Source organism: Croceicoccus sp. (assembly GCF_983967925.1).
The window spans coordinates 49,355-75,071 of record NZ_CFETID010000010.1 but is presented as its reverse complement, the minus strand read 5'-3'; the positions used below and the strand labels follow the sequence as shown (position 1 = coordinate 75,071).

Genomic DNA, 25,717 nt, shown 5'->3' with positions numbered 1-25,717 from the left:
TGAGCGGAGCCGCTAGCCCGGCCTGATCCGGACCGAGTGTGCGTCGTGCGAACCCTCTATCGCGACGAGTGCGCCCGGCGCCGTGTCGATGGGGCTTTCGAACGGATAGAACAAAGGCCGCCAGTGCGACTCGCCGTTTGAAAGCGGATGGTTCTCGTAAGTGTCCGACCCGCCCAGATCGATGCGCAGCCATTGCACCGCGCCATTCGCCGCCCCGCCCGTGCCTTCCAGCAGCACGCGGTTTTCACCCGTTTCAAGCATGTCAGGATCGGCAAAGTCGAAGGTGAACAGCGCCGCCGGATTGCTGCGCAGCGCCAGGTCGCCCTGATCCGCGTTCAGCCTGCGGGTCGCCATCATCAGCGGGTTGATATCGGCCAGATCGAAACCCGACACGCGCTCCAGCGGGGCGAAGCGGGTCCAGTGGCACAGGGCAATCCGCGCTTCGGCGGTTGGCGGCACCATGCGCCCGCCGGGGCGCAGCAGGCGCGAGGCAGCGTCTTTCATCGTCGGCAGCATGCCTTCGTGCAGCACATCATTGCCCAGCACTTCGCCGATGATCACGTCGAAGCTACCGATCGCATCGTCAGCGGGATCGAGATCCTGCGAACTGGCCGCAACGACCCGGATGCGATCCGAAAGCCCGTTGCGCCTGACGATATGGAGCGCCGCATCCGCCAGCAGCGGGTCCTTTTCGCAGGCGACAACTTCGCCCGCACCCGCACGCGCCGCGATCATGGCAAGCAGGCCCGATCCCGTGCCGATGTCGAGCACCCGGTCGCCCGGCCTGACCGCGCGCCGGATCGCGCGTTCGAAGGCCGCATTGCGCGCCTCGTCGCGCAGCATCGACCAGTGCCACGAGGGTATGGCCCCCGCTATCCAGTCACGAATCTCGCGGTGAAGCTTCGATCCCGGCTCGGCGCTGGCCCGCGCACGCAGCAGCAACTGGCGCGACTGTACCCACAGCCCAAGCCGCTCCGCGCTTTTCGCAAGGCCTAGCAGCCGCCGCGGATCGTCGCCTGCGCGCTGCACGAAACCGCCGAAATGCGTCCGTAATCGCTCCAGATTCTGCGTTTTGCCGTCCATCGACACTCTTCGTTGTCTTTCACCCCGCCGCACGATGATGCCACGGCGGACAGGCCATGGGGAAACTATTCCCCATGATCCCGCTTACTCTTTCGGATGCGGTGTCTTCTTTATGCGATCAGGCCGGGGCGATCAGGCCCAGCCCGACAATTCGCGGCGAACCAGAACCTCGAGCATGTCCATGCCCGCTTCCCCATCGTTCAGGCACGCCAGCGCGGCGAATTGCTCGCCGCCTGCCTGGGTGAACTGGTCGCGGCCCTGCAGCGCCAGTTCCTCCAGCGTTTCGAGGCAATCGGCCGAAAAGCCGGGCGCGGCGACGACCAGCCGTTTGGTGCCTGCCTCGCCCTCTGCCTCCAGCACGGTGTCGGTCGCGGGTTCCAGCCATTTGGCGCGGCCAAAGCGGGACTGGAAGCTGACCTCGACCCGCAGGCCGGGATGGGTTTTGGCCATGGCTTCGGCCAGCAGGCGCGCGGTCTTGCGGCAATGGCAGTGATAGGGATCGCCCAGTTGCAACGTGCGTTCGGGCATGCCGTGGAACGACAGCAGTAGCACCTCCGGCGTCCAGTCCAGCGCCGACACCTGCCGCGCGATATCGGCCTGCAATGCGGCGATATAGGCCGGATCGTCGTGATAGGGCGGCAGGGTGCGGATCGCGGGCTGCCAGCGCATTTTCGCCAGTGCCGCGCCCAGCGCATCGACCGCCGTCGCCGTGGTCGCGCCCGAATATTGCGGATAGAGCGGCGCGAACAATATGCGGTCGAACCCTGCGTCCTTCAGCGCCTGCACCTTGTCGGCAATCGCGGGCCTGCCATAGCGCATCGCCCAATCGACCTTGACCGCCCCCTGTTCGGGATCGCCCAGCCGGTCCTGCAGCGCCTCGGCCTGCTGCCGGGTGATCGCGGCGAGCGGGGAGCCGTCCTTGGTCCACACCTGCGCATAGGCATGGGCGGATTTCGCGGGCCTTGTGTTGAGGATGATGCCGCGCAGGATCGGCTGCCACGCGATGGGCGGGATCTCGACCACGCGGCGGTCGGACAGGAATTCGGCCAGATAGCGCTTTACCGCGCCCTTTTCGGCGGCGTCGGGCGTGCCGAGATTGACCAGCAGCACCGCGCCCCGTCCGGTCGGGGCGGCGGGATGGCCTTCTGGCCGGGGCATGGGCGTGAATCGGTTCATTGGGCGATGGTTCCATCGGGCAGTTCGACCGGCTCGTCATAGTCCGGCGGCGCGGCGTCGGGGGCGACTTCATCGGCCGCCGGTTCCGGGGCGGCCTCGGCAGCATTGACGTCGGCGGTGTCCTGCTGGGGGGTGGCGGGCTGCATCTGGCTGATCCGGATCGGCATGGAGCGATAGCGGCTGCCGGTCGCGGCGCGCAAGGCATTGGCGATCGCGGGGGGCGCGGCGACCACGCCGATCTCGCCCGGATCGAAGGGCGGGGCGTCGTTCTCGGCAAAACCGACGTTGATTTCGGGCATGCGGGCCAGGCCGGGCAGGTTCAGCGCCGCCAGCGTGCGTTCGCGCGGCAGGCCCCGGTCGAATCCCGCCGCCATGCCCAGCGCCAGCGACATGCCATAGATCAGCCCGCCCTCGATCTGCTGAAGCGCGAGGTCGTAATCGACGATCCGCCCGATATCGACATAGGCCGACAGGCTGGACACCTCGACTCCGCCTCCTGTCTCGCTGGACCCCAGCCGCGCATCGGCGATGACCGCGATATAGCCGCCGCCATCCGCGCGGCCCGCCGGGTCCGCCATCTGCCAGCAGGCCAGCCCCTCGCTGCTGCCGTCCACGCCGCCGTCCCAGCCCGCCAGCTGCGCCGCGCCCTGCAGGCAGGCGAACAGGCGCGGGTTGTTGCCCAGCATGGCGATGCGGAACGACAGCGGCTCCTCGCCATTGGCGCGGGCGACCTCGTCCACGAAGCTCTCGGTCGCGAAACACGGATGAATCTCGCCATTGCCGCGCAGCCGTCCCACCGGAATGCCGACATCGGCGGGGACGCAATCGACCAGCATTTCGGGGATCGCATAGGGCGGCGCATGGCCCATCAGCGCGGGCGGATCGACGAGGCCGGATGCCGCTTCCATCGCGGCTTCCGGGCGAAGGCCGTTTTCCAGCCTTTCGTGCATCTGGCGCGCCGCCGCGGGGGTGGCGATGCGGCTGTGCCATGCGCGGATCGTGCCTTGCTGGCCCACCAGCGCGCGGCAGTCGATGCGAGCGGGCGGCAGCGGAAGGGCGCGCAGATGTTCCTGCCAGCGCGAATAGCTCAGCTGCACCGGCCGTCCGATGGCAAAGGCGATGGCGGCGACTTCGCGCGCGATGGATATGTCGAGCCGTGAATCGAAACTGCCGCCCGCGCCCGTCGGCAGCAGCACGACATCGCTTTCCTGTATGCCAATCGCCTCGGCCGCCGCGCGCCGCGCCGCACCGGGGGCCTGCGCCGCCATCCACAGCGACAGCCGCCCGTCGGCAAAGCGCGCGGTGGCGCTGACCGTCTCGACCGTGCCGTGAAGCTGCGGGGCGAAGCTGTACGATGCCTCGGTCACGCCCATGCCCTGCAGCGCGGGCAGCGGATCGGCCTGCTGGTGGATCACCACCGGATCGCCTTCCGCCATGGCAAGGTCCAGCGCGCCCTCGATCCGCGAATCGTCGGGCAGCGCGCGGCCGGGGCGAAAGCGCGGCTTCATCAGCCCCAGCGCCTTTTCCGCCGCCCACTGGCTGTTGGCGACGCAGGCGAGCCAGCCCTCGCCCTCGACCCGGCCCAGATAGCCGATCACCCGCCGCGCGGCGCTGTCATTGGCGTCGGCATCGAAACTGTCGAGCACGCTGTCCGCCAATGGCCCATGCGCGATGGCGGCATAGACAAGGTCGGGGATGCGGATGTCGGCGGCGAAGGGATAGCTGCCGTCGACCTTGGACGGGCCGTCCAGCCTGCCGAGCCAGCCGCTCTCCATCAGCCCGCCGGTTCCGATCAGGTCGGGCGTCGTCGCGCTGGAAGGATCGGGGCGCAGCGGCACCGGGTCGGGCGGGGTCAGCAAGGCCGCCTCGTCCACCAGCTCGCCGAAGCGCAGGCTCTTGCCTTGATGGGTGATGAAGCCCGCCTCGGCGGTGCATTCCTCGAAATTCACGTCCCAGCGGTCGGCGGCGGCCATGGCGAGAACGGTGCGCACGGCAGCGGCGGCCTCGCGCAGCTTCAGCTCGTACGCCGCGAGGCCGGTGCCATCGGCGGTCGCCATCAGCCGCTCGGTCTCGGCATGGCGCTCGACCAGATAATCGTCCGGATCGTCGGCCAGTCCCAGCCAGTTCGACGACCACAGCCCCGACCAGTGCGCCGCCAGCACCGGATCGGCATAGGCGGCGCTGATCGGCGCAGGCTCGACCGCGACCTGCCGCCAGTCCGCGCCCAGTTCCTGCGCGGCGATGCGCGGCAGCAGCGTGGTGACGCCTTGCCCCATTTCCAGCTGCGGCACGGCCACGGTGACGACCCCGTCGCGCCCGACCTTCAGCCAGGCGTTGAACGCCTGCTCGCCCTCGGTCGCGGGAAGAGGAACCGGATAGTCGCGCGGCATCAGCGCCCAAACCGCGACGATCCCGCCGCCCGCCGCGCCCGCGATCAGCAGGTTGCGGCGGGTCATATGCGGCTGAAGCCCGCGCTTCTTGTCTTCAGCCTCCTTCATCGCACGCCCTCAAGCAGCCGGTCTGCCAGCGCCGCGAAGGAATCGGCGATCGCGCCCTCGCCCGCGGCGGGTGGCTCGCCCTCGTCGCTGGCGGTGCGGATGTCGATGGCCAGCGGAATGCGGCCAAGGAACGGATAGCCCAGCCGCTTCGCCTCGGCCTCTGCGCCGCCGGTGCCGAAGGGATCGCTTGCCTCGCCGCAATGGGGGCAGACATAGCCCGCCATGTTCTCGACCACGCCCAGCACCGGCACGTCGGCCTTTTCGAAAAAGGCGATGGCGCGGGTGGCGTCGATCAGCGCAAGGTCCTGAGGGGTGGAGACGATCACCGCGCCCGCGGGCTTGAACTTCTGGATCATGGTCAGCTGCACGTCGCCGGTGCCGGGCGGCAGGTCGATCACCAGATCGTCGATGTCGCCCCAGTCGGCCTCCATCAATTGTGTCAGCGCGCCTGCCGCCATGGGCCCGCGCCATGCGATCGCCTTGCCCGCCTCGACCAGCTGGCCCATCGACAGCATCTTCACGCCGAACGCGGTCTGCACCGGGATCAGCTGCTTCTCACGCGCCGTGGGTGTCATCCCCTCCGCCGCGAGCAGGCGCGGCTGCGAGGGACCGTAGATGTCGGCATCGACCAGCCCGACCCTGCGCCCCTTGCGCGCCAGCGCGACCGCCAGATTGGCCGAGAGGGTGGACTTGCCCACGCCGCCCTTGCCCGAACCGACCGCGATCAGGCGCGGTCCCTTGGGCGCGGGGGGCTGTGCGCTGCGTTCGGCCATGTGCGCGACGCGAAGCTCATCCACGCCCATATCCGCGAGCGCGCTCCGCACCGCCTGCTCCAGCGCGTCGCGCGCCGCCGCGTCCATGCAGCCGGTTTCCAGCACCAGCGTCACCGCGCCGGTCGCGCCCACGCGCACCCCCGCCAGCCGGTCGCCGGCCACGGGCGCAAGTCGGGACTGGATCGCGGCGGTCTGGTTCTGCGTGTCGTCGGCCATGGCGCATGCACTGGCAGCTTGATGCGCAAAATCCAATGCCACAAAATCGATTTCATCGATCGCTTTCGCCCCGCTCCCCGCCCCGCTCCCTGCCGCACCCGTCCTTTGGGGCGATTTTCGCGCCATGCCCCTGTTTTTATCGGCCCACATACCTATAAGGAGATACATGAAAGACTTGGGCGGGTCCGTGAAGGACGCAATTTTGGGAATGGCCGGTCGCAACCCGTGGGGATCGCCGGGCTCTGGCCACGACGACAGCGGTGACGATGCACCGAATGCGGGCGATGGGGCTTCGGACGATGCGCCGCGCGGCGACAGGCCTGCCGCGGACGACGGAAACCGCCCGCCCAAATCCAAACCGAAAAATCCCTGGCTGCCCGAGGGAGGCGCCGGTGCGTCCGGCGGACCGCGCCGTGCCGCCAATATCGAGGATCTGTTCGGCCGCCGCGGCCAGCGCGGTCCCGGCGGCGGTCCGAGCGGCGGCGGCGGCGGCGGATTCCCGCGCATGCCGCAGGCCCCCGGCGGTAAAAGCTGGGTGCCGCTGCTGGTCATCGCGGTGGTCGCGTTCTGGTTGCTGATCTCCAGCTTTCACATGGTCGATCCCAAGGAACAGGGCATCGTCACCACTTTCGGCAAGTACGAAAGGACGCTGACCCCCGGCGTGTCCTTCACCATGCCCTGGCCGATCCAGCAGGTTGAGATCGAGGACGTGACCTCGATCCGCCGCGACACGATCCCCGAAGGCGAGGGCGAGAAGCTGATGCTGACCGGCGATCAGAACCTGGTCGACCTGTCCTATCTCATTCGCTGGAACATTAAGGACCTCAAGCTCTACAAGTTCCAGCTGGCCGACCCTGACGAGACGGTGAAGGAAGTGGCCGAGGCCGCGATGCGCGCCTCTGTCGCAGAGGTGACGCTGGATCAGGCGCTGTCCGGTTCGGGCCGCGCCGAGATCGAGCGCAGCGTCGCCGCCAACATGCAGGCGCTGCTCGATGCCTATCGCGCGGGCGTCAGCATTCAGGGCGTCGAGATCAAGAAGGCCGACCCGCCCGAGCAGGTGATCGACGCCTTCCGCGAAGTGCTGGCCGCGCAGCAGGATGCGCAATCCGACATCAACCGCGCGCGTGCATGGGCCGAACAGGTCACCGCCCGCGCCGAGGGTGAGGCGCAGGAGTTCAACGAGGTGTACGAGCAATATCGCCTCGCCCCCGAAGTGACCCGCCGCCGCATGTATTACGAGACGATGGAGCGCGTGCTGCGCCAGACCGACAAGACCGTGGTCGAGGCCGATGGCGTCGTCCCCTATCTGCCGCTGCCCGAAGCACGGCGCAGCAGCCCCGCGCCCGCCCCCGCCACCCCGCAGGAGAGCAACTGATGGACGCGATCTGGGAACGCTGGAAACTGGCGATCATCGGCGGGGCCATCGCGCTGGCGGTGATCCTGTCCTCCTTCATCGTGGTGCCCGAGACCATGCAGGCGGTGATCGTCCGCACGGGTGAACCCGTGCGCGTCGCCAACCGTTTCCGCCCCAATGCCGATTTCGGCAGCACCGGCGCGGGCGTCGTGCCGCGCATTCCGATCCTTGAACGCGTCGTGTGGGTGTCGAAGCAGGTGATGGACGTCGACATGCAGCGGCAGGAAGTGCTGAGCCGCGACCAGCGCCGTCTGGAAGTGGACGCCTATGCGCGGTTCCGCATCATCGACCCCGTGCTGATGGTGCAGACCGCGGGCAGCACCGAGCGCGTGGCCGAGGCGTTGCAGCCGATCCTGAACTCCGTGCTTCGCCAGCGGCTGGGCACGCGCAGTTTCCAGGCGCTGCTGACCGCAGAGCGCAGCGCGTCGATGGAGGAAATCCGCGAGGGGCTGGACAAGGAAGCGCGCGAATATGGCGCGCAGGTCATCGACGTGCGCATCAAGCGCGCCGACCTTCCCGCCGGACGCCCGCTTGAAACCGCCTTCACCCGCATGGAAACCGCCAGAAAGCAGGAATCGGACACGATCCGCGCGCAGGGTTCCAAGGAAGCGCAGATCATTCGCGGCGAAGCGCAGGCCGAGGCGTCGCGCACCTATGCGCAGGCGTTCAACCAGGACCCCGACTTCTACGACTTCTACCGCGCGATGCAGAGCTATGACGCGGTGTTTGCCGACGGGAACGTGAACAGCGAAAGCTCGATCATCCTGTCGCCCGAGAACGAATATCTGCGCCAGTTCAGGGGCCGCCGCTGATCCGGCCTGCGGCGGGGTCTGCGGTGGGGCCTGACGGCGCCGCCGCCCCCTTATTCAATCCGGGTTAAGGGCGTTTGTCGTGAAATGTCGCGGTCAATGGAAAATTTCCCCTCCCTCCCCATATTGACCTGAAACCGCCACAAGAATTCATGAAACATTTCAAGAGGACCCAAATCGTGCGCTACGCCTATTCGGTCACCGCCGCGCTGCTTGCTGGCGGCGCAGCCCTCTCCTTCGCAACCGGCTTTCCCGCAGGCGCTCAAGTCGCCCAGAACGACGATGCGTCGATCAATCGCGTCGTGCCCCGTTCGGGCGCGCCCGCCAGCTTTGCCGACCTGACCGCGCAATTGCAGCCGGCGGTCGTCAACATCTCGACCCGCCAGCGCGTGCAGGTGGCCAACAACCCGTTCGCGGGCACCCCGTTCGAAGGGCTGTTCGGTGGACAGGGCCAGAACCAGACGCGCGAGGCGCAGTCGCTGGGCTCGGGCTTCATCATCAGCGCCGATGGCTATGTCGTGACCAACAACCACGTCATTTCCGTGCAGGGCAATGGCGAGCTGGAATCGATCACCGTCACCATGCCTGACGGCACCGAGTACGAGGCCGAGCTGATCGGCAAGGATCCCGAATCCGACCTCGCCGTGCTTAAGATCCAGAGCGACAAGGACTTCCCCTTCGTCGAATTCGGATCGTCGAGCGAGGCGCGCGTGGGCGACTGGATCATCGCGATCGGCAATCCGTTCGGTCTGGGCGGCACGGTCACCAGCGGGATCATTTCCGCCGTGTTCCGCAACACCAATTCGGGCGGCATCTACGACCGCTATCTGCAGACCGATGCCGCGATCAACCGCGGCAATTCGGGCGGGCCGATGTTCGACATGGACGGCAACGTCATCGGCATCAACAATGCCATCTTCTCGCCCACCGGGGGCAGCGTGGGCATTGGTTTTGCCATTCCCGCCGACACCGCCGAACCGATCGTGCGCAAGCTGATCGCGGGCCAGTCGATCGACCGCGGCTATCTTGGCATCCAGATCAACCCGGTGACCGACGATCTTGCCTCCTCGCTCGGCCTGCCGCGCAACCGGGGTGAGTTCGTGCAGTCGGTCGTGCCCGGCGGCGCGGCGGATCAGGCTGGGCTGAAGCCCGGCGATGTGGTCGTCAAGGTCGCGGGCAGGGACATCACCCCCGACCAGACGCTGAGCTATACGGTCGCCAATATCGAACCCGGCACGCGCGTTCCGATCGAGATCATCCGCAACGGCCAGCGCCGCACGCTGACCGCCACGGTCGGCCTGCGCCCCAGCCAGGAAGAGCTGGCCAACAGCTTCGCCAATCCGGATGACGAGGAAGAGGACGGCTTCGCCAATCCCGGCACCGGCGGCGAGCAGGAATATATCGCCGACAAGCTGGGCGTGTCCGCCATCCCGCTGACGCCGGAAATCCGCCGCCAGCTGGGTGTGGGCGCCGACATGCAGGGCATGGTGATCGCGGCCGTCGACGGCAGTTCGGATGCGGGCCAAAAGGGCCTGCGCCGCGGCGATATCATCCTGTCGGCAAACTATCAGGACGTGACCAGCGTCGCCGAACTGGAAAGCGCGGTGCGCGCGGCCGAACGCGACGGGCGCGATGCGGTGCTGCTGCGCGTGCAGCGGCGCGGCCAGCCCGCGATCTACCTGCCGATCCGCCTGTCGCGCGACTGATCCGCGCGACTGATCCGGCAGCTTTAGCCTTATATCACAAAGGGCCGCTTCCCACCCATGGGGAGCGGCCCTTTGCTTTGCCCGGTACCCTCGCCCGCATGCGAAGCTGCGCGGTCAGGGCTGGTACTGGTCCTCGACGCGCTCGAACTCGATCACCTTGGGCGTGACCTGCCGCGCCGGGTCCGCTCGCCGCGCGCCCTGCTGCTGGCCCCCTTGCTGGCCCTGCTGGCCCGATCCGGGCGGGGGATCGCGGCGGAGCGGCTGATCCTGCCGTCCGGTCGCCCCGGTCGCGCGATCGAGGAAGTCCTGGTCGATCCCGCGCGGCGATTCGGGCTGACGCTCCGAAGGCGGCATGGTGCCGTAGCCATCGGGATAGCCGTCGTCGTAATAGCCATCGCGGTAGCCGTCGGCGCCATAAGGCCCGTCCCCGGGACGCCTTCCGTCATCGGGCGGGGCGCGATAGTCGCGGCCATAGGGGTCGATCGGATTGCCCTCTTCGTCGAAGAAGTAATAGTCGCCGCCCTCGCCGCCGAACCATGCCTCTTCGTCGGGTTCCAGCTGCCATTCGGGCAGGGTCAGTTCGGTGGTGAATTCCTCGACCGGGCGCTTTTCGGTGGCGACGCGCATATAGGCCGCCCATGCGCGCGCCGGTGCAGTGCCGCCCTGCAGGCCGGCGACGCGCGCATTGTCGTCGCGGCCCATCCACACGCCGGTGGTGATGCCGCTGGAAAAGCCCATGAACCAGCCGTCCTTGTTCGAACTGGTCGTGCCGGTCTTGCCCGCCGCGGGACGCCCGATCTGCGCCGCGCGGCCCGTGCCGGTGTTGACCGCGGTCTGCAGCAGATCGGTCATCTGCGCCGCGACATAGGGCGCGACCAGCTGGTCCTGCCGCCCGCGCTGGCGTTCGTAGAGCAGTTCGCCGTCCGCCGTGGTGACGCGGGTGATGCCGTAAGGCTCGACCGAGCGTCCCTCTGCCTGCACCGCCGCGAAGGCCGCGGTCAGGTCGATCAGCCGCACTTCCGACGCGCCCAGCACCATCGAGGGATAGGTGCTGATTGGGCTGGTGATGCCGAAGCGGCGCGCCATGCTGGCCACCGTGCCGAAACCGACCGACTGGCCCAGCTGCGCCGCGACCGTGTTCTTGGAATAGGCAAAGGCGGCGCGCACGTCGATCTTGCCCGCATAGGTCCCGCCCGAATTGCGCGGGGTCCAGCCGTCGATGGTGATCTGCCGGTCATAGACGGGCGTGTCGGGGGTATAGCCTGCCTCGAGCGCGGCGAGATAGACGAACAATTTCCACGCCGAGCCCGGCTGGCGCTGCGCCTGCGTGGCGCGGTTGTAATTGGTCTCGACGTAATCGGTACCGCCCACCAGCGCGAGCACTGCGCCGTCGCGGTCGACGCTGACCAGCGCCCCCTGCGCGCCGCCGGGCACGTTGGACTTGATCGCGGTGGTCGCCGCGCGCTGCATGCCGACGTCCAGCGTGGTCCACACCTCGATCGGTTCGAAACTGTCGGGGATCAGGAAGTCGAGCTGCGGCAACACCCAGTCGGTGAAATAGCGCACCGAGTTCTGGCCGTGGTCTTCCTTGAGCTTGACCGTGCTGACGTCGATATTCGCGGCCTCGGACGCGCTGATATAGCCTTCCTGCTCCATCAGGCGCAGCACAATCGCCGCGCGCGACACGGCGGCATCGGCATCGGCGGTGGGCGAATAGCGCGAGGGCGCCTTGACGAGGCCTGCGATGATCGCAGCCTCGGCCGGTTTCAGCTCGGTCGCGGGATGGCTGAAGAACAGGCGGCTGGCGGAATCGACGCCATAGGCGCCGCCGCCGAAATAGACCTTGTTGAGATATAGCTCGAGGATCTGGTCCTTCGAGAATTTCCGTTCGAGCGCCAGCGCGAGGATCGCCTCGCGCACCTTGCGGTCGAAGGTCTTGTTGTTGTTGAGGAAGATGTTGCGCGCCAGCTGCTGCGTGATGGTCGATCCGCCCTGCCGCCAGTATCCCTGCTCCACCCGCACCATGATCGAGCGCAGGACGCCGACCGGATCGACGCCCCAGTGGTCGTAGAAACGGCGATCCTCGACCGCGATCATCGCGTTCTTCATGACATCGGGAATCTCTCGCGCGTCGAGCCATTCGCCATAGCTGGGGCCGATTGACACCAGTTCGCGCCCGTCGCGCGCGCGCACGACGATCATCTGGCCATGCTCGCTGGCCTTCAGCGTGGAATAGCTGGGGAGCGAACGCATGGTGACGAACACCGCCATCACCAGCCCGATCGCGGCCAGCACGCCGATGCCCAGCAGCGTCACCAGTATGCGCAGCCACCAGCGCTTCTTCGGTTGATCTGAATTGCGCGATCGCCTGCCCGAACCCGAGGACCGCCGCTTGCCGTTACTGGCCATTACCCGCCTATCACATCATCGGCACCGCATTGTCCGCGGCCCCGTCCAAACGGACGGCGGCATGCGATATGCGAGCAGAACCCATGCTGAACAGGGTTGCGCATGGCGCAGCCCCGTTCAAGCGGGCGGGCCGATCCATCCTCGGCTTTTTTGGGTTCGGGTAGTAGGGGTTTTCAGGACGTCACGTCGCCGTCGGAACTCTCGGCATCGAAATCCAGCGCCACGCTGTTCATGCAATAGCGCTGTCCGGTCGGCTGCGGACCGTCGGGAAAGACATGGCCCAGGTGCCCGTCGCAGGTGGCGCAGCGGATTTCGGTGCGGATCATGCCATGGCTGGTGTCGCGGATTTCCTTGACCGCATCGGGACTGATCGGCTGGAAAAAGCTGGGCCAGCCCGATCCGCTCTCGTACTTGGTGTCCGAGGTGAACAGCGGCGAATGGCACCCGGCGCAGCGATACAGCCCGTCCTCGTCATTGTGATAGAGCGCGCCGGCAAAGGCCCGCTCGGTCCCGCCTTCGCGCAGGACGTGATATTGTTCGGGGGTCAGCCGGTCGCGCCATTCGCTTTCGGGCAGGTCCAGTTTCTCGGCCATGAGGGGACTTTCCTTTCGCCGCCCGGCCATGCGTCAGGGCAATGCGGGCGGGATGTTCGTGGGTGAACCGGGGATATGGGAAGTGTCCGGCGGGCCGACAAGCAGGACCGCCCCGTCATGCCCCGTCACCACCAGCCGCGTGCCGACCGCCGCATCGTCGCCGCGCGCGATCCATTCGCTGTCGCCGTGGCGCACGCGTCCACTGCCGCCTTCGATCGCGCGGCTGACGACCACGCTTTCGCCCACCAGCCGCCCGCCGCGGTCGTTCATCAGCGGATCGCTGCTCTCGATCGGATAGAGCGACAGCCAGTGCCGCGCGGCCAGCACCGAAAAGCCCGAGAACACCGCGAAGGTCAGGACCTGTATCGCAAAATCGACATCGGCGACCCCCGCCACCAGCGCGGTCGCAAAGGCGGCGAGCCCCAGCCAGATCAGGAAATAGCCCGGCGCGATCAGCTCCGCCGTCAGCATCACCGCGCCGAGGATCAGCCAGAGCCACACATGGTCGATGCCGTCGAAAAAGCCCATCGCCGTTCAGCCCCTAACCCGAACGCGGCACGCTGCCGACATAGGGCGAGCCTGACGACGTGCCGCGTGGTGGTTGCGGCGGGGGAACGTCGGTCTTGACCGTGCCCGCGGGCGGCGTCACCGCGTCTCGCACAAGTTCGCCGATGCCGCCTAGCGTGCCGATCAGCTGCGTCGCCTCGACCGGGAACAGGATGGTCTTGGCATTGGGGCTGGTCGCAAAATCGCTGACCGCCTCGACATATTTCTGCGCGACGAAATAGTTGAGCGCCTGCGTGCCGGATGAGGCGATCGCCTCGGACACCACGCGGGTTGCCTCTGCCTCCGCCATGGCCTGGCGTTCGCGCGCCTCGGCATCGCGGAAGGCGGATTCCTTGCGGCCCTCGGCTTCCAGGATGCGGGATTGCTTCTGCCCCTCGGCGCGCAGGATGGCGCTGGCGCGGTCGCCCTCCGCCTCGAGGATTTCGGCGCGCTTCAGGCGCTCGGCCTTCATCTGGCGGGCCATCGCCTCGGAAATGTCTATCGGTGGGCGGATGTCCTTAATCTCGACCCGCGTGATCTTGATGCCCCAAGGCGACGTCGCGTGATCGACCACCGATAGCAGCTTGGCATTGATGTCGTCGCGCTGCGACAATGTCTCGTCGAGGTCCATCGAGCCCATCACAGTGCGCAGATTGGTGGTGGTCAGCGCCATGATCGCGTTCTGCAGGCCCGACACCTCGTACGCCGCCTTGCCCGCGTCGAGCACCTGGAAGAACACCACCGCGTCGACGCCGACCATGGCGTTGTCCTTGGTGATGATCTCCTGCCCCGGAATGTCGAGCACCTGTTCCATCATGTTGATCTTGTGACCCACGCGGTCGACCAGCGGGACGATCAGGTGCATGCCGGGATGCGCGGGCTTGGTATAGCGGCCCAGCCGTTCGATCGTATAGACATGACCCTGCCGCACGACCCGCACGCTGGTCATCAGCAGCAGGACGATGAACACGATCAGCGCGATCAGAAAAGCTTCCATCCCCGTTCCCCCTTAGACGCAGAGGCCCGCAGCGGGCGTCCGGGGCGTATCATGATGGGCTTTCGCTGCTTTTTCCAGACAATCCGGCGCCTTGGTTGGAAACACAGGCTAAAGATGTCCAACAGATTAACAAAGACTGTATCCCCGCCCGCCCGATGTCGCTAGAAAGGGGTAGCTATGGCGTATGGCGACACCACCCGAGGCCCGACGGCGACCGAACAGGCGGCGTCCGCGAATGAGCGGCAGCGGATACGCGCACTCGCCGACTACGAAGTGCTTGATACTGATGCAGAAGACGCGTTCGACGAGATCGTGTTCATTGCGAAGACGGTCTGCGAAACGCCCATCGCGCTGATCAGCCTGGTCGACAGCGACCGGCAATGGTTCAAGGCACGAATCGGATTCGACGCCTGTCAGACGCCGATCGACCAGTCGGTCTGTTCGCACGGCCTCTACAGCGACGAGATCCTGGTGATCCCCGACCTTGCCGCCGATCCGCGCACGAAGGACAATCCGCTGGTGACCGTGGCGGGCGGCGTGCGGTTCTATGCGGGGGCGCCGCTGGTGACGCCTTCGGGCGCGATCATCGGCATGCTGTGCGTGCTGGACCAGGCGCGGCGGCCCGGCGGGCTGAACCCCACGCAGCGGCGGATCCTGAAATCGCTGGCGAACCAGGCCATCAGCCAGCTGGAACTGCGCAAGACGGTGCGTGCCGCCCAGCGCGAGGCGGAGCGTCACAAATCGCAGACCGAGGTGCTGAAGAACGCCACCGACCGTCTGCGCCTTGCCGAGGAAGCGGGCAATGTCGGCGCGTTCGAGCTCAATTGCGAAACCCGCATGGTCAAGGTCAGCCCCGAGTTCTGCCGGATCTACGGTTTCGACAATGTCGAGACGATCCATGGCAGCATCATCGGAGAGCGCCGCAGGATCCCGGTCGACGTCAGGGTGGAAGAAAGCAGCAAGACCGACCCCGACCACCAGGTCGTGGAGGAATATGAGATCACGCGCGCCAATGACGGCGAGTTGCGCTGGGTCGAGATGCGCGGCCGCTATGTCGAGGGCGAGGATGGCGCGGCACCCGTGCTGGTCGGCATCATCACCGATGTCACCGACCAGCACACGGTGAACGAGGAAATCGCCCACCGGCTGAAGAACACGCTGGCGCTGGTGCAGGCGGTGGCCGGGCACACGCTGCGCGATATTCCCGATCCCGGCCCGGTGCGCGAATTCAACCGCCGTATCGCCGCGATGGCAACGGCGCACGATCTTCTGCTCAGCCGCAGCCGTGCGTCGGGATGCCTGATGGAACTGGCGACGGGCGTGTTTTCAAAGCTGGGCATCGAACAACGCGTGAAGGTCAGCGGGCAGGACTGCGAACTGGCGTCGCGCCCGGTGCTGAACCTGTCGATGATCCTGCACGAGCTGAGCACCAATGCGATGAAATACGGATCGCTGTCGCATCCCGACGGCGAGGTCGAATTGCACGTCCGCCGTCACCGCTGCGAAGAAGGCAAGGAATGGCTGACGCTGGAATGGACCGAACGCGGCGGCCCGCCCGCGGTCCAGCCAAAGGGCAAGGGCCTTGGCACGCGGCTGATCGACCGCGGCCTCGACCCCGAGGGCGAGGTCGAGATGAATTTTGGCGAGAAGGGCTTTTCGCTGAAAATGTCCGCGCCGCTGGCGAACTTGCAGAAGTAATCTCCGGCCACGGCGGTTGCCCAAACGGAAACGGGCCCCGCCGATGGCAGGGCCCGTTCGTTTATCCGGCGATCCGATCGGTCAGGCGCTGCCCGAGGCCGCATCCGTCATCGTCGCCATCACCTTTTCGAGGTTGAAGCTGCCCGCCTTCTGGCTTGGCGGGAATTCCCTGAGCGTTTCAAGGAACTTGGCGATGATGCCCTGCATCGGCACCAAAATGAACGCGCGGTCGAGATACCAGTCCCAATAGGTGTTCAAGGTGACATCCGCGAACTCATACGGGTCGGTGCGCAGGTTGAAGAGCTTGGGTATGCGCCCGGTGACGAAAGGCTCGCCCCAGACCGCCAGCGTGCCCCTGCACCGCTGCTCCATGAACAGCGCCTTCCAGTTGTCGACACGCAGCGCGGCGACCTCGCCCTCGTCGGTCCAGTAGATGAAGCCTTCGCGCGGGGATTTCTCGCCCTTGGTCAGGTGCCCCACCATGGAATGACCGTCGAGATGGACCTTGTACTTGTGGCCATTCATCTCGTGGCCCTTTTTCAGCTTGCCCGTGATGTCGTCGATCCCGGCCATCTCGGCAAAGGTGGGCAGCCAGTCGAGGTGCGAGACGATGTCGTTCGACACCTGCCCCGGTTCGATATGGCCCGGCCACTTGACCATGGCGGGGACGCGATAGGCGCCTTCCCAGCTGGTGTTCTTTTCGCTGCGGAACGGCGTGGTGCCGGCATCCGGCCAGCTGTTGCGGTGCGGGCCGTTGTCGGTCGAATACATCACGAAGGTGTTGTCGGTGACGCCCAGCTCGTCCAGCAGCTTCAGCATCTGGCCGATGGTCTTGTCGTGATCGATCATCACGTCGTGATATTCGCTCTGCCAGCGTCCGGCCTGCCCGCGGCTTTCGGGCTTGCAGTGGGTGCGGAAGTGCATGTGCGTGGTGTTGAACCAGACGAAGAAGGGCACATCGTCTTTCACCGCCTTGCGGATGAAGGCGCTGGCCTTTTCATAGGCCTCGTCGTCAATGGTCTCCATCCGCTTCTTGGTCAGCGGGCCGGTATCCTCGATGGTCTGGCCGCCCTTGCCGTCGGCCTTGCAATGCAGCACGCCGCGCGGGCCATAGTTCTTGCGGAAATTGGGAAAATCCTCGGGCTTGGGATAGTCGGGATTTTCCGGCTCTTCCTCGGCGTTGAGGTGGTAGAGATTGCCGAAGAACTCGTCGAACCCGTGCATCGTGGGCAGATGCTCGTCGCGGTCGCCCAGATGGTTCTTGCCGAACTGCCCGGTCGCGTAACCGGCCGATTTCAGCACGGTCGCGATGGTCGGGTTTTCCTTTTGCATGCCTTCCTTGGCGCCCGGCATGCCGACCTTGGTCAGGCCCGTGCGCACGCCGTTCTGCCCCATGATGAAACTGGCGCGGCCCGCCGTGCAGCTCTGCTCGGCGTAATAGTCGGTGAACGCCATGCCCTGTTCGGCGATGCTGTCGATATTGGGCGTCTTGTAGCCCATCATGCCCTTGGTGAAGAAACTGATGTTCGACTGACCGATATCGTCTCCCCACAGGATGAGGATATTGGGTTGCTTGGCCATTTCATGCTCCTGCTTTCCGTACGGCGGAATTCTGCGTCCGCCGCGAGGGAGCGGCGACGGCAGGAAAGTGGAGCAATTGGGCGCAGCGAATAATCAGCGTTTACCCTGAGGACGGGCAAGGGCGGCTTGGTAGGCGCGCGAATGCCTGCCCGGTCGCCAGCATGAACGGCAAGCCGTTCGCATTCAGAGCATGGTTAGGCCCGCGGCGCCTGACGGCGATAGCTCAGCGCCTCGGCCACATGGGCGCGGCCCGTCGTCTCTGCACCTGCCAGATCGGCGATGGTGCGCGCAACGCGCAGCAGGCGGGTGAAGCCGCGGGCCGACAGGCGCATCTTGTCCGCCGCATCCATCAGCAGCTTGCGCCCCGCCTCGTCCGGCGCGGCGAAGCGGTCCAGCGCCTCTCCGTCAAGCGCGGCATTGTTGCGCATCGGCGTGCCTTCCAGCCTTGCGGTCTGGATCGCGCGCGCAGCCCGGACGCGCGCGGCGACTTCCGCGCTGCCTTCGCCGGGCGGCGGCAGGGCCAGGTCGCGGGCGGACACCGGCTCCACCTCGACATGCAGGTCGATGCGGTCGAGCAGCGGGCCGGAGACGCGGCTCTGGTAATCGGCGGCGCATTTCGGCGCGCGCGAACAGGCCAGCGCGGGATCACCCAGATGGCCGCAGCGACACGGGTTCATCGCCGCCACCAGCTGGACCCGCGCGGGAAAGGTGACATGCGCATTGGCGCGCGCGACGCTGACCTCGCCCGTTTCCAGCGGCTGGCGCAGCGAATCGAGCGCGTTCCGCTGAAATTCGGGCAATTCGTCGAGGAACAGCACGCCCAGATGCGCCAGGCTGACCTCGCCGGGACGGATCTTGAGCCCGCCGCCCGTCAGCGCCGCGATGCTGGCCGAATGATGCGGGCTGCGGAACGGGCGCGCGCGGCTGATGCGGCCGTCTTGCAGCATTCCCGCCACCGATTGCACCATCGAGATTTCGAGCACTTCCTCGGTCGTGAGGTCGGGCAGAATGCCGGGCAGGCAGCTGGCCATCAGCGACTTGCCCGCGCCGGGCGGGCCGACCATCAGCACCTAGTGTGTCTGTGGACCCGAAATAACCCGCACCATTGGCGAGGGAACGTTTCGCCAGCCACAGGAGATCATGAAAATGCAAGCTGCCATCGCGCAAGTTGTTACGCCTTTAGCGGCTATGGAAGCCGCCCCCCGCGTCTATAGCTACACCCGTTTCTCCACCCCTGAGCAGGCCGAGGGCGATAGCCGCCGCCGCCAGTACGACGGGGTGCTGCGCTGGTTGGAGCGAAAGAATATCGAGCGGACGAGAGACGGCCTTGCACCTCTCGCGCTTGATGAGCGCCTCACCCTTAATGACCTCGGGGTCTCCGCCTATCGCGGCGCGAACACCGGGGAAGACAAGGGGCTGGGCGGGTTCCTCACCGCCTGCCGTACCGGCCTCATCCCATCCGGCTCCTTTCTAATCGTCGAGAGCTTGGACCGCGTCAGCCGCATGACACCTCGCCGGGTCTCACGGCTCCTTGACGACATCGTCGACGCAGGCGTCATTGTAGCGACCCTAAGCGACGGGCAGGAATATGACGCCGACCGGCTGGACAACGACCCCACGGCGCTCCTGATTGCCCTCATGGTCTCTTGGCGTGCACACGAAGAAAGCAAGGTGAAGGGACAGCGCCTTTCGGCTGCTTGGGCCGAAAAGCGGCAGCGGGTGCGCGATGGGCGCGACGACAAACTGACGTCAAAAGGCCCCTCTTGGCTCCAATGGACCTCGGAGGGCTGGCGCGAGTTACAGCCGAACGCTGATGCTGTGCGCCGGATCTTTGGCCTGACGCTCGGCGGCATGGGCGAAAACAAGATAGCGCAAACACTCAACGCCGAAGGTATCCCTGTCATGGGGCGGGGTAAGATGTGGCATCGGTCCACTATCGCAAAGATCCTCCGCAGCCCGGCAGTCATTGGCACCCTTGTTCCGGGCCGCATCGATCACAGCGACGGCAAGCGGCTCCGTCGGCTGGAGCAGCCAATCCCTGAAGCCTTCCCGGCGGTCATCTCCGAAGCGGATTGGATGGCGGTCAGGGCCTTGAAGGACGGCAAGGCTCCAGCAGTTCGTGGCAGGGGCGCTAAAGCGCCTCTGACAAATGTCTTTGCCGGATTGGCCCGCTGCCCCGAGTGTGGCTCGTCAATGACACGGGTCAACAAGGGCAAGGGTCCGAAAGGGGGCAAGCCGAAGCTGGTCTGCACGAAGGCTAAGGTCGGCGCTGCCAGTCACGCTTACCGGTCAGTCAACCTCGACGAGGTGCAGGACAAGCTCCTGTCCAACTGGCGATCGCTAATGGTTGACGTTCCGGCTGGAAGCGCGGGCGCGGGATTGGATTGTGACCATCAGGATCTGACAGGGACAATCGACGCGACCGAGCTAGAACTGGACGAGGTTCGGCGTGCATACGAACGGAGCCCCTCTCACGTTCTGAGAGTTCGTCGCCGCGCTCTTGAGGCTGCGCTCGCCTCCTACCGTGCCGACCTTGACGAGGTGGAGCATCAGCGGGCCATGGCAGATCACGGGCTGGTCATTGCCAGACTTGAGGCCCTAGCCGAAGCCATTGAACCTGAGGCGCATGGGTCCGCGGAACCTGTCAACGTCGGTCAGATAAATGCTGCCCTGCGGACACTGTTCGAAAGGGTCACCGTCGATTACCGGACGGGGTTCCTGCGGTTCCATTGGCGGCAAGGCGGTGAAACTGCGATGATGTTCGCTTGGGTTGATTGATCCGCCGGAGGCCAAGAGGTGCCGGGCTGGTCCATGCCATGCCATAGGAAATGACCGCGTCCTGCCGTCATTTTGGACAGGGCTAGCCCGTCCGGCGCCTCCGGTCCCCTTTCGGCCTCGTCTCCAAATTATGACGTCAGGCCATGGTCATTTTAGCGACTGACTTGGAAGCTCCGGCGGTGATGCAAACTGATCAATCGCACTTAGTAGCACTTCCCGGAGCGGTGCGGATCGTACCGCTAACCTTAATCCCAGCGCCATTGGCAAGCTTACAGGAGGTCGCGTCTGTCCCTTCTAGTGGGTCCCCGGTCGGGAGGTTGGAATATGTGCCGCTAGGTGCCGGTGTACCGCTGGTGGCACGATTAGAAGATTCGACTCTCGCCCGCTCCGCATCCGCAGCGGCCTGAGCAGCCTTGGCTTGCTGCTCTTGAATGTCGTATTTTCGCTTCAATAGTTGTTGCATGCTCTGCGCATGAGCCGATGTCGCTAACACGCCTGCAATGGCCACAGACGCCGCGACCAAGTTCATTTTTGAAAGTCTCATGCTTTCCCCCCGTACTGATCGCGTAAGTGTGTCAGCCGCAGCCGATGATGGCAAGCTGCGCGAGTTCGACCTTGATGCCAAAAGCTCGCAAAACTCCTAGCGTTCTAAATGACCCTCACCCATGGACAGAGAAGCGTTTCAGCGGTTCGTCTCCCGCCATTCCGCAATTAACCCATACCCTTGGAGGGTGGAGATACAGGTAAGGGACCATGAGGGATTCCTAAAGGATCCTTCGGGGCACCTGCAGAAGCGAAAGGCTTCGGCCGCTACCGGCCATCCCTGTCTCACCCCCATTCCCGAATAACCCATACCCTTGGACAGAGAAACGTTTCCACGTTCGCTTCTGTCCTCCCTCGGTCTCCAGCAGGAGCGCCGAGCCAGCCCCATGCGGCCTCACGCCGCTGCCCCAACACAATCAGACACGAAAGGCCAATCAATGGCTGATAACGAAACTTCCAGCGACACCGGCATGCGCGCCGTGGTCGATAACATCGGCAACCCGCAGCCCCGCGTCCAGAATGCCGACCCCGAACTGACCCCCTACCTCGACCGGATCTACAAGATGGATCCTTTTGACGACGTACCCGGTCCCGTGAAGGTCGCACCGGGCACCCGCTTTTCGCCTCCGACGGTCAAGGTTCTGCACGAAGACGACCGGCACGAGATCTTGGCCGCTCTCCGCGACCTGCCGCCAGAGCAAAGGGACGAGCAGGAATCTAAGCTCGTCCTCGCGAAGATGCGTGAGGTCGCGGCCCGCCAGCGCGCTTGGGTCGGCGTAAGCGATGACGCTCTGCCGTATCATAAGGAGCAGGCTCTGGTTGCCCGTCAGGTTCTCGACATCGAACGTGAGATGGCGACCTATCAGGAGCAGATTGACCGCGTTGTCTTTCGTACCGAGTACAACGAGGAAACGGGCAAGAACGAGCCTGTGGAAGTCCCCTTCCTGCCCCAGACCCGGCGCGATGCTTATGCCGCCCATATCCGTAGCCTCCGTCGTCACCGGCTCCTGCTGGTCAAGGACGACGGCACCTATGGTGTCGAAGGCATGAAGCGGATGCACGAGGCAGCGCAAGAATCCGCCAAGGCCCTGAAGGCCATCGACGATGCCCGCAAGGATGCAGAAGAGGTCGAAACGCTTGCCCGTCAGATGGTGCGGGAAGACCGGATTAAGGAGCGGGCAAGGTCCAGGGCAAACATTCTGAAGAATGAGGTCCGTTGATGCGAGGCCGAAAGCCCCGGCACATCATGCCGAAGCGGATGAAGACGCCGCCTGCTATCACGGACCCCGACCGCCCCGGCTCCGCCTTCTATGCCGAGCGGCACCGGCAGACCGTTTCGGTGACGCCCGGCGGCATGCGCATCATCTGCAAGGGCGAGCCACTGCGCGTCATTGGTCGGGAAAGCGTTCCGCTCGAGCAGGACGAACCCGTGGCCCCCTCGGTCGCCGCCAGCACCCCGGCAGCTAGCCCCGAACCGGCCAAACCGGCTTCCGTGTCCCCGCCACCCGAAAGGGACTGGCGGAAGGACTACGGACTGATGAAAGGCGGATAGTGGCCAGCCGCTCGCTCCGTGCCTCCATCGACGCCAAATGCCGTGACTGTATCTACGACGATGCAGAACCCGGCGGCTGGCGTCAGCAGGTGGAAGCATGCACCATCACCGCTTGTCCTCTCTACGAGGTCCGGTGCCGGTCGAAAGCAACTGCAGCTAATCGCTGAACGGCCCCGCTAGGGTCCAAAATGACCCCGAAGGGGCGACATTTCCGAAAGGTCTGTCGCTCCCGAGGGTCATCATACCCGCGCCCTATTCCACCTCCAGAAAAAGCCCTGCCAATGACCGATTTTCAGACATGCAAATCATGCGACGAGACCAAGCCGCTGGATGCTTTCGAACGCCAGCATAGAGGCGGCTATCGCCGCAGCTGCAAGGATTGCCGAGCTGCCCAGCGCGCAGCAAAGCTTGAAGCCCAGCAGGCAGAGCGAGGGGAACGGGAGGCATCGGTGCGGGATGACATCTGGGCAGCGATGAAACGCGGAAGGTCCACAAGAGCCTTGCAGGCTGTGAAGTCATCTCCGCAGGGCAGCCACCGCATCCGCGTAAAAGACACCGCAGGGTTCATTTCTATCGGGGAGCTTGCCTGCCGTCATGCCGAACGCGAGGCATGCAGACGCGCTGCCAAGTCCTGCAAGACATATGAAGCCGCCGCCGGTGCTGTCCGCATCCTTGAGCAGGCCACGCCCACTTTCGAACGCACCCGTCAAATGAAGCAGTCATGGCTTACCTTGCCGCCCCCGCGCCCCATTGAGGCCTTGCAGCACCCCGATAGCGAACCCGAGGACGACAATGACGACGCCTTCGGCGAAGCATTCGGCGACTGGTCACCGGCGTGGATGCTGGCGGCCTTAGCGGCCGGTTAGTTTTGCTGCAAAAATCCGAAGCTGCATATCGTACGTTACAAGCCCGCGTGTCCCCCCATGGGGCGGGGGTCCGCCGGGAGCTACCGGAGCCACCGAGGTTGAGCGCCCCATGATCGCGGGCAGCGTTCCCTCGGTTGCTCCGGTGGCGTTTCATTCGGGGGAGGTAGCTACACCCAGCAAGCGGCCTAGCCGTTCATGCACTGCAGCCGCCTTGCCTTCGATTTCATCCGCGTCACGCCTTGCCTGTCGTTCGTTCGTCACGGTCTTCTCTTCGTTTGTGGAGGGGATTGGCTGGCACGGACCCGCGCAGCGATCTATCGGCCAAACGGTACCAATGGCCTGTTTGACTCCAAACGAGTCGTTTCTGCGGTGAATTGATGAAGGGCAGCTTTATCCATCAGCATCACCCCTCCCTCAAAACTTGATCCTTGTGAGGTACGGCCAAACGGCCCTGCACTTTTCCATCACAAGATACCTTGACGCATTGTGAGGCATGCCTCATATGGCGGCGGTAACTTCTGATGGAGACCGCCATATGACCCGCATCGCCTATTACCGCGTCAGCACCGCCGATCAGTCCATTGCGTCCCAGCGGGGTGCCATGGGTGGCACCTTCGACAGGGAGTTCTCCGACGAGGGCGTGAGCGGCGCAACGCTTGCCGCCAACCGTCCCGGCTTCTCCGACCTCCTTGCCTATGTGCGCGAGGGTGACACCGTCTGCGTCTATGCAGTGGACCGGCTGGGCCGCGATGCTCTCGACGTACAGGCCACCGTCCGCCGCCTGCTGGACGCCGGGGTCACCGTAGACATTCATGGCCTTGGGCCGATTGGCAGGGGCGTGGGTGAACTCGTCCTGGCTGTTCTAGCGCAGGTGGCCGACATGGAGCGCCGCCGGATCGCTGAAAGGACCGCAGCGGGACGGGAAGAGGCCCGAAGGTCTCTCGCGGAAACCGGCAAGACCCACAGGGGCAAGGCGAGCCTAGGCCGTCTTCCTGCAGCCGATCCAGTCGAAGTCACTGTGTGGCGCAAAGCCAATGCTGCTAGCATCGCCCAGACCGCGAAGCAGTTCGGGATCTCGACCGCGACCGTCAGCAGGTACTGTCAGAGGGTCTAAGGGACCGAAGCTTGCACGCCCAGCCCTCAGATAGACTGATCTAATCCCGCCAGCCCAACGCTGATGGCTTGGCTTTAGCGGGCGTTGAAGAGGGGCAGTTGTCTGTTGCCCTGCTTTTTTCACGAAAATCGCTCAAGGCTATCTTGCCGGAAGGCCAATCGTTTGAAAAGGCTATCAGTGTTAGCGGAGGATGGGATGAACGTAGAAGTTCCGAAGATTGTTCGAGTTGAAGATTTGCAACCGGGGACGCTCTTTTACCACTTAAATGCCGGTCAGGGCGTCCTGTGTATCTCCGGCGATTCTACGCAGGAGAGAGGTGCCGATCAGCGACAGGTTATTCCGCTGCAATATGACGCATCGCCGGGAAGCGTGGGAGTCGGCATTTACCAGTCGCATTTCCCGGGGTGGGCCCTAATCCTTGAAGATGCAGTGGCTAGAGTAGATGAAACTTCAGCAGCGACAGACGGCGTGGATGCTCGGATTTTCGTAAGCGATGCGGGGCTCTATTGCCCTGTACTCGGAGGCCGAGGTTTCCGTGCTGGATTTATCGATCTCGCCAGTGGGAAGATCTCACCACACGTGTCTAATCTTATCGGTTTTACCCGTTGGGAGATTGTCCGCGCAGGGGATCCTGATAGCGTGATTTGGAGTTCTGAGGGGCAGGCGAATGACGAAAAAAACCAAGGATGACAGAAGCAGTTCGAAAGTCATCATTCAGCGGCTAAATGATGGGGTCAAACTCGAATACAAGCGTGTCAGGAATCAAGCGACAAAAATAACTTCTGAGATCAAGCCACCAGATCGACCTAAGAAGAAATGACGGAAGAAGAGCGACTTGATGAAAGGTATCGCTTGGCGTTTCGTGCTGAATATTCAGCACGCTATCATCGCCGAAGGGCTGCCTTTCTTATCAATTTAGACAAACTCCTGACGGCGCTGGTTCTGGTTTGCGGCGCAGGCGCGTTCGTCGCCCTATTGGATCAGAGCCCGCAATGGCTCGGTCGTGCTGCGGCGCTTTCGGTCACCTTCATCACCATTCTGCAGGTTATCTTCTCGTTCGGCCTTGCCGGTGCGCGACATGGAGAATGGCTTAGAAGATGGGAGCGGCTTGCGACAGACATTCGCGCCCACCCCCTTCCCGAAGATAATAAGCTCAGGGAGTGGGATGAATTAAGGGCAGGCATTGAATCAGAGTGCATCGGCGAACTGCGTGGGTTGGCTATCGACTGTGAAAATGCCGCCCGCCGGTATTTAGGAGTACCCGAGGGTCAAAGACGGATTGGGCGCACTCAGCGCCTCTTCATCCATTTCGGCACGTTCCAACAGGAGTTCAAAATCGTCGACTAATGGGTCTTGTGGCCTACT

Annotated in this window: 20 protein-coding genes and 1 pseudogene; 11 read left to right on the top strand and 10 right to left on the bottom strand. The window is 64.8% G+C overall.

The window, feature by feature from the left end; all coding sequences use genetic code 11:
• Window positions 1–12 precede the first annotated feature (12 nt).
• From AC4FIJ_RS07740 to AC4FIJ_RS07725, 4 genes are all read right to left on the bottom strand, one after another.
• Window positions 13–1,083 (bottom strand): class I SAM-dependent methyltransferase, encoded by a 1,071-nt coding sequence (locus AC4FIJ_RS07740; RefSeq protein ID WP_490336133.1) that lies wholly within the window; start codon window positions 1,081–1,083, stop codon window positions 13–15.
• Between the two features lie 132 nt (window positions 1,084–1,215).
• A complete protein-coding gene (gene hemH, locus AC4FIJ_RS07735; protein WP_490336132.1) occupies window positions 1,216–2,259 on the bottom strand; it encodes a ferrochelatase in 1,044 nt (347 codons plus the stop codon).
• Window positions 2,256–4,757, bottom strand: a complete 2,502-nt coding sequence (locus tag AC4FIJ_RS07730) for a molybdopterin cofactor-binding domain-containing protein (protein ID WP_490336131.1) — start codon at window positions 4,755–4,757, stop codon at window positions 2,256–2,258. Before AC4FIJ_RS07730 ends, hemH begins: the two co-directional genes overlap by 4 nt.
• The gene (locus AC4FIJ_RS07725) at window positions 4,754–5,746 is read right to left on the bottom strand and encodes an Mrp/NBP35 family ATP-binding protein (protein WP_490336130.1); all 993 of its coding nucleotides are present in this window, start codon (window positions 5,744–5,746) and stop codon (window positions 4,754–4,756) included. Before AC4FIJ_RS07725 ends, AC4FIJ_RS07730 begins: the two co-directional genes overlap by 4 nt.
• A gap of 208 nt (window positions 5,747–5,954) precedes the next feature.
• On the opposite strand from AC4FIJ_RS07725, the gene hflK reads away from it, so the two are divergent.
• From hflK to AC4FIJ_RS07710, 3 genes are all read left to right on the top strand, one after another.
• Window positions 5,955–7,121 (top strand): FtsH protease activity modulator HflK, encoded by a 1,167-nt coding sequence (gene hflK, locus AC4FIJ_RS07720; protein ID WP_490336129.1) that lies wholly within the window; start codon window positions 5,955–5,957, stop codon window positions 7,119–7,121.
• Complete coding sequence (gene hflC, locus AC4FIJ_RS07715) at window positions 7,121–7,972, top strand: protease modulator HflC (protein WP_490336128.1); 852 nt, start codon at window positions 7,121–7,123, stop codon at window positions 7,970–7,972. The genes hflK and hflC overlap by 1 nt, the downstream gene beginning before the upstream one ends.
• A 149-nt stretch (window positions 7,973–8,121) precedes the next feature.
• The gene (locus AC4FIJ_RS07710; protein WP_490336127.1) at window positions 8,122–9,675 is read left to right on the top strand and encodes a Do family serine endopeptidase; all 1,554 of its coding nucleotides are present in this window, start codon (window positions 8,122–8,124) and stop codon (window positions 9,673–9,675) included.
• A 114-nt stretch (window positions 9,676–9,789) separates the two neighbouring features.
• Here the strand turns inward: AC4FIJ_RS07710 and AC4FIJ_RS07705 are convergent, their stop codons facing one another.
• From AC4FIJ_RS07705 to AC4FIJ_RS07690, 4 genes are all read right to left on the bottom strand, one after another.
• Window positions 9,790–12,084 carry a transglycosylase domain-containing protein gene (locus AC4FIJ_RS07705; RefSeq protein ID WP_490336126.1) on the bottom strand — a complete coding sequence of 765 codons (2,295 nt, stop codon included), beginning with the start codon at window positions 12,082–12,084 and terminating at the stop codon, window positions 9,790–9,792.
• 173 nt (window positions 12,085–12,257) lie between these two features.
• A complete protein-coding gene (msrB, locus tag AC4FIJ_RS07700; protein ID WP_490336125.1) occupies window positions 12,258–12,677 on the bottom strand; it encodes a peptide-methionine (R)-S-oxide reductase MsrB in 420 nt (139 codons plus the stop codon).
• Between the two features lie 33 nt (window positions 12,678–12,710).
• Window positions 12,711–13,205: an NfeD family protein gene (locus AC4FIJ_RS07695; RefSeq protein ID WP_490336124.1), complete on the bottom strand. Its 495-nt coding sequence runs from the start codon at window positions 13,203–13,205 to the stop codon at window positions 12,711–12,713.
• A 13-nt stretch (window positions 13,206–13,218) separates the two neighbouring features.
• Window positions 13,219–14,220 (bottom strand): SPFH domain-containing protein, encoded by a 1,002-nt coding sequence (locus tag AC4FIJ_RS07690; RefSeq protein ID WP_490336123.1) that lies wholly within the window; start codon window positions 14,218–14,220, stop codon window positions 13,219–13,221.
• A 177-nt stretch (window positions 14,221–14,397) separates the two neighbouring features.
• Here AC4FIJ_RS07690 and AC4FIJ_RS07685 point away from each other — a divergent pair, with 177 nt between their 5' ends.
• Window positions 14,398–15,918 (top strand): HWE histidine kinase domain-containing protein, encoded by a 1,521-nt coding sequence (locus AC4FIJ_RS07685; protein WP_490336122.1) that lies wholly within the window; start codon window positions 14,398–14,400, stop codon window positions 15,916–15,918.
• Window positions 15,919–15,999: 81 nt separating this feature from the next.
• Here the strand turns inward: AC4FIJ_RS07685 and AC4FIJ_RS07680 are convergent, their stop codons facing one another.
• Both AC4FIJ_RS07680 and AC4FIJ_RS07675 read right to left on the bottom strand, forming a co-directional pair.
• Window positions 16,000–17,499 carry an arylsulfatase gene (locus AC4FIJ_RS07680; protein ID WP_490336121.1) on the bottom strand — a complete coding sequence of 500 codons (1,500 nt, stop codon included), beginning with the start codon at window positions 17,497–17,499 and terminating at the stop codon, window positions 16,000–16,002.
• 194 nt (window positions 17,500–17,693) lie between these two features.
• Window positions 17,694–18,569: pseudogene (locus AC4FIJ_RS07675) on the bottom strand (YifB family Mg chelatase-like AAA ATPase); the annotation flags it as partial.
• 76 nt (window positions 18,570–18,645) lie between these two features.
• Between AC4FIJ_RS07675 and AC4FIJ_RS07670 the strand changes: the two are divergent.
• The 7 genes from AC4FIJ_RS07670 to AC4FIJ_RS07640 all read left to right on the top strand — a co-directional run bounded on the left by AC4FIJ_RS07670 (window position 18,646) and on the right by AC4FIJ_RS07640 (window position 25,699).
• The gene (locus AC4FIJ_RS07670) at window positions 18,646–20,277 is read left to right on the top strand and encodes a recombinase family protein (protein WP_490336120.1); all 1,632 of its coding nucleotides are present in this window, start codon (window positions 18,646–18,648) and stop codon (window positions 20,275–20,277) included.
• Window positions 20,278–21,257: 980 nt separating this feature from the next.
• Complete coding sequence (locus AC4FIJ_RS07665) at window positions 21,258–22,040, top strand: hypothetical protein (protein WP_490336119.1); 783 nt, start codon at window positions 21,258–21,260, stop codon at window positions 22,038–22,040.
• 38 nt (window positions 22,041–22,078) lie between these two features.
• The gene (locus tag AC4FIJ_RS07660; RefSeq protein WP_490336118.1) at window positions 22,079–22,372 is read left to right on the top strand and encodes a hypothetical protein; all 294 of its coding nucleotides are present in this window, start codon (window positions 22,079–22,081) and stop codon (window positions 22,370–22,372) included.
• Window positions 22,373–22,653: 281 nt separating this feature from the next.
• A complete protein-coding gene (locus AC4FIJ_RS07655; RefSeq protein ID WP_490336117.1) occupies window positions 22,654–23,238 on the top strand; it encodes a hypothetical protein in 585 nt (194 codons plus the stop codon).
• Between the two features lie 535 nt (window positions 23,239–23,773).
• Window positions 23,774–24,352 carry a recombinase family protein gene (locus AC4FIJ_RS07650; RefSeq protein WP_490336116.1) on the top strand — a complete coding sequence of 193 codons (579 nt, stop codon included), beginning with the start codon at window positions 23,774–23,776 and terminating at the stop codon, window positions 24,350–24,352.
• Window positions 24,353–24,547: 195 nt separating this feature from the next.
• Window positions 24,548–25,042, top strand: coding sequence for a hypothetical protein (locus AC4FIJ_RS07645; protein WP_490336115.1), 495 nt, complete (start codon window positions 24,548–24,550; stop codon window positions 25,040–25,042).
• 126 nt (window positions 25,043–25,168) lie between these two features.
• The gene (locus tag AC4FIJ_RS07640; protein WP_490336114.1) at window positions 25,169–25,699 is read left to right on the top strand and encodes a hypothetical protein; all 531 of its coding nucleotides are present in this window, start codon (window positions 25,169–25,171) and stop codon (window positions 25,697–25,699) included.
• The last annotated feature ends 18 nt before the right edge of the window (window positions 25,700–25,717 follow it).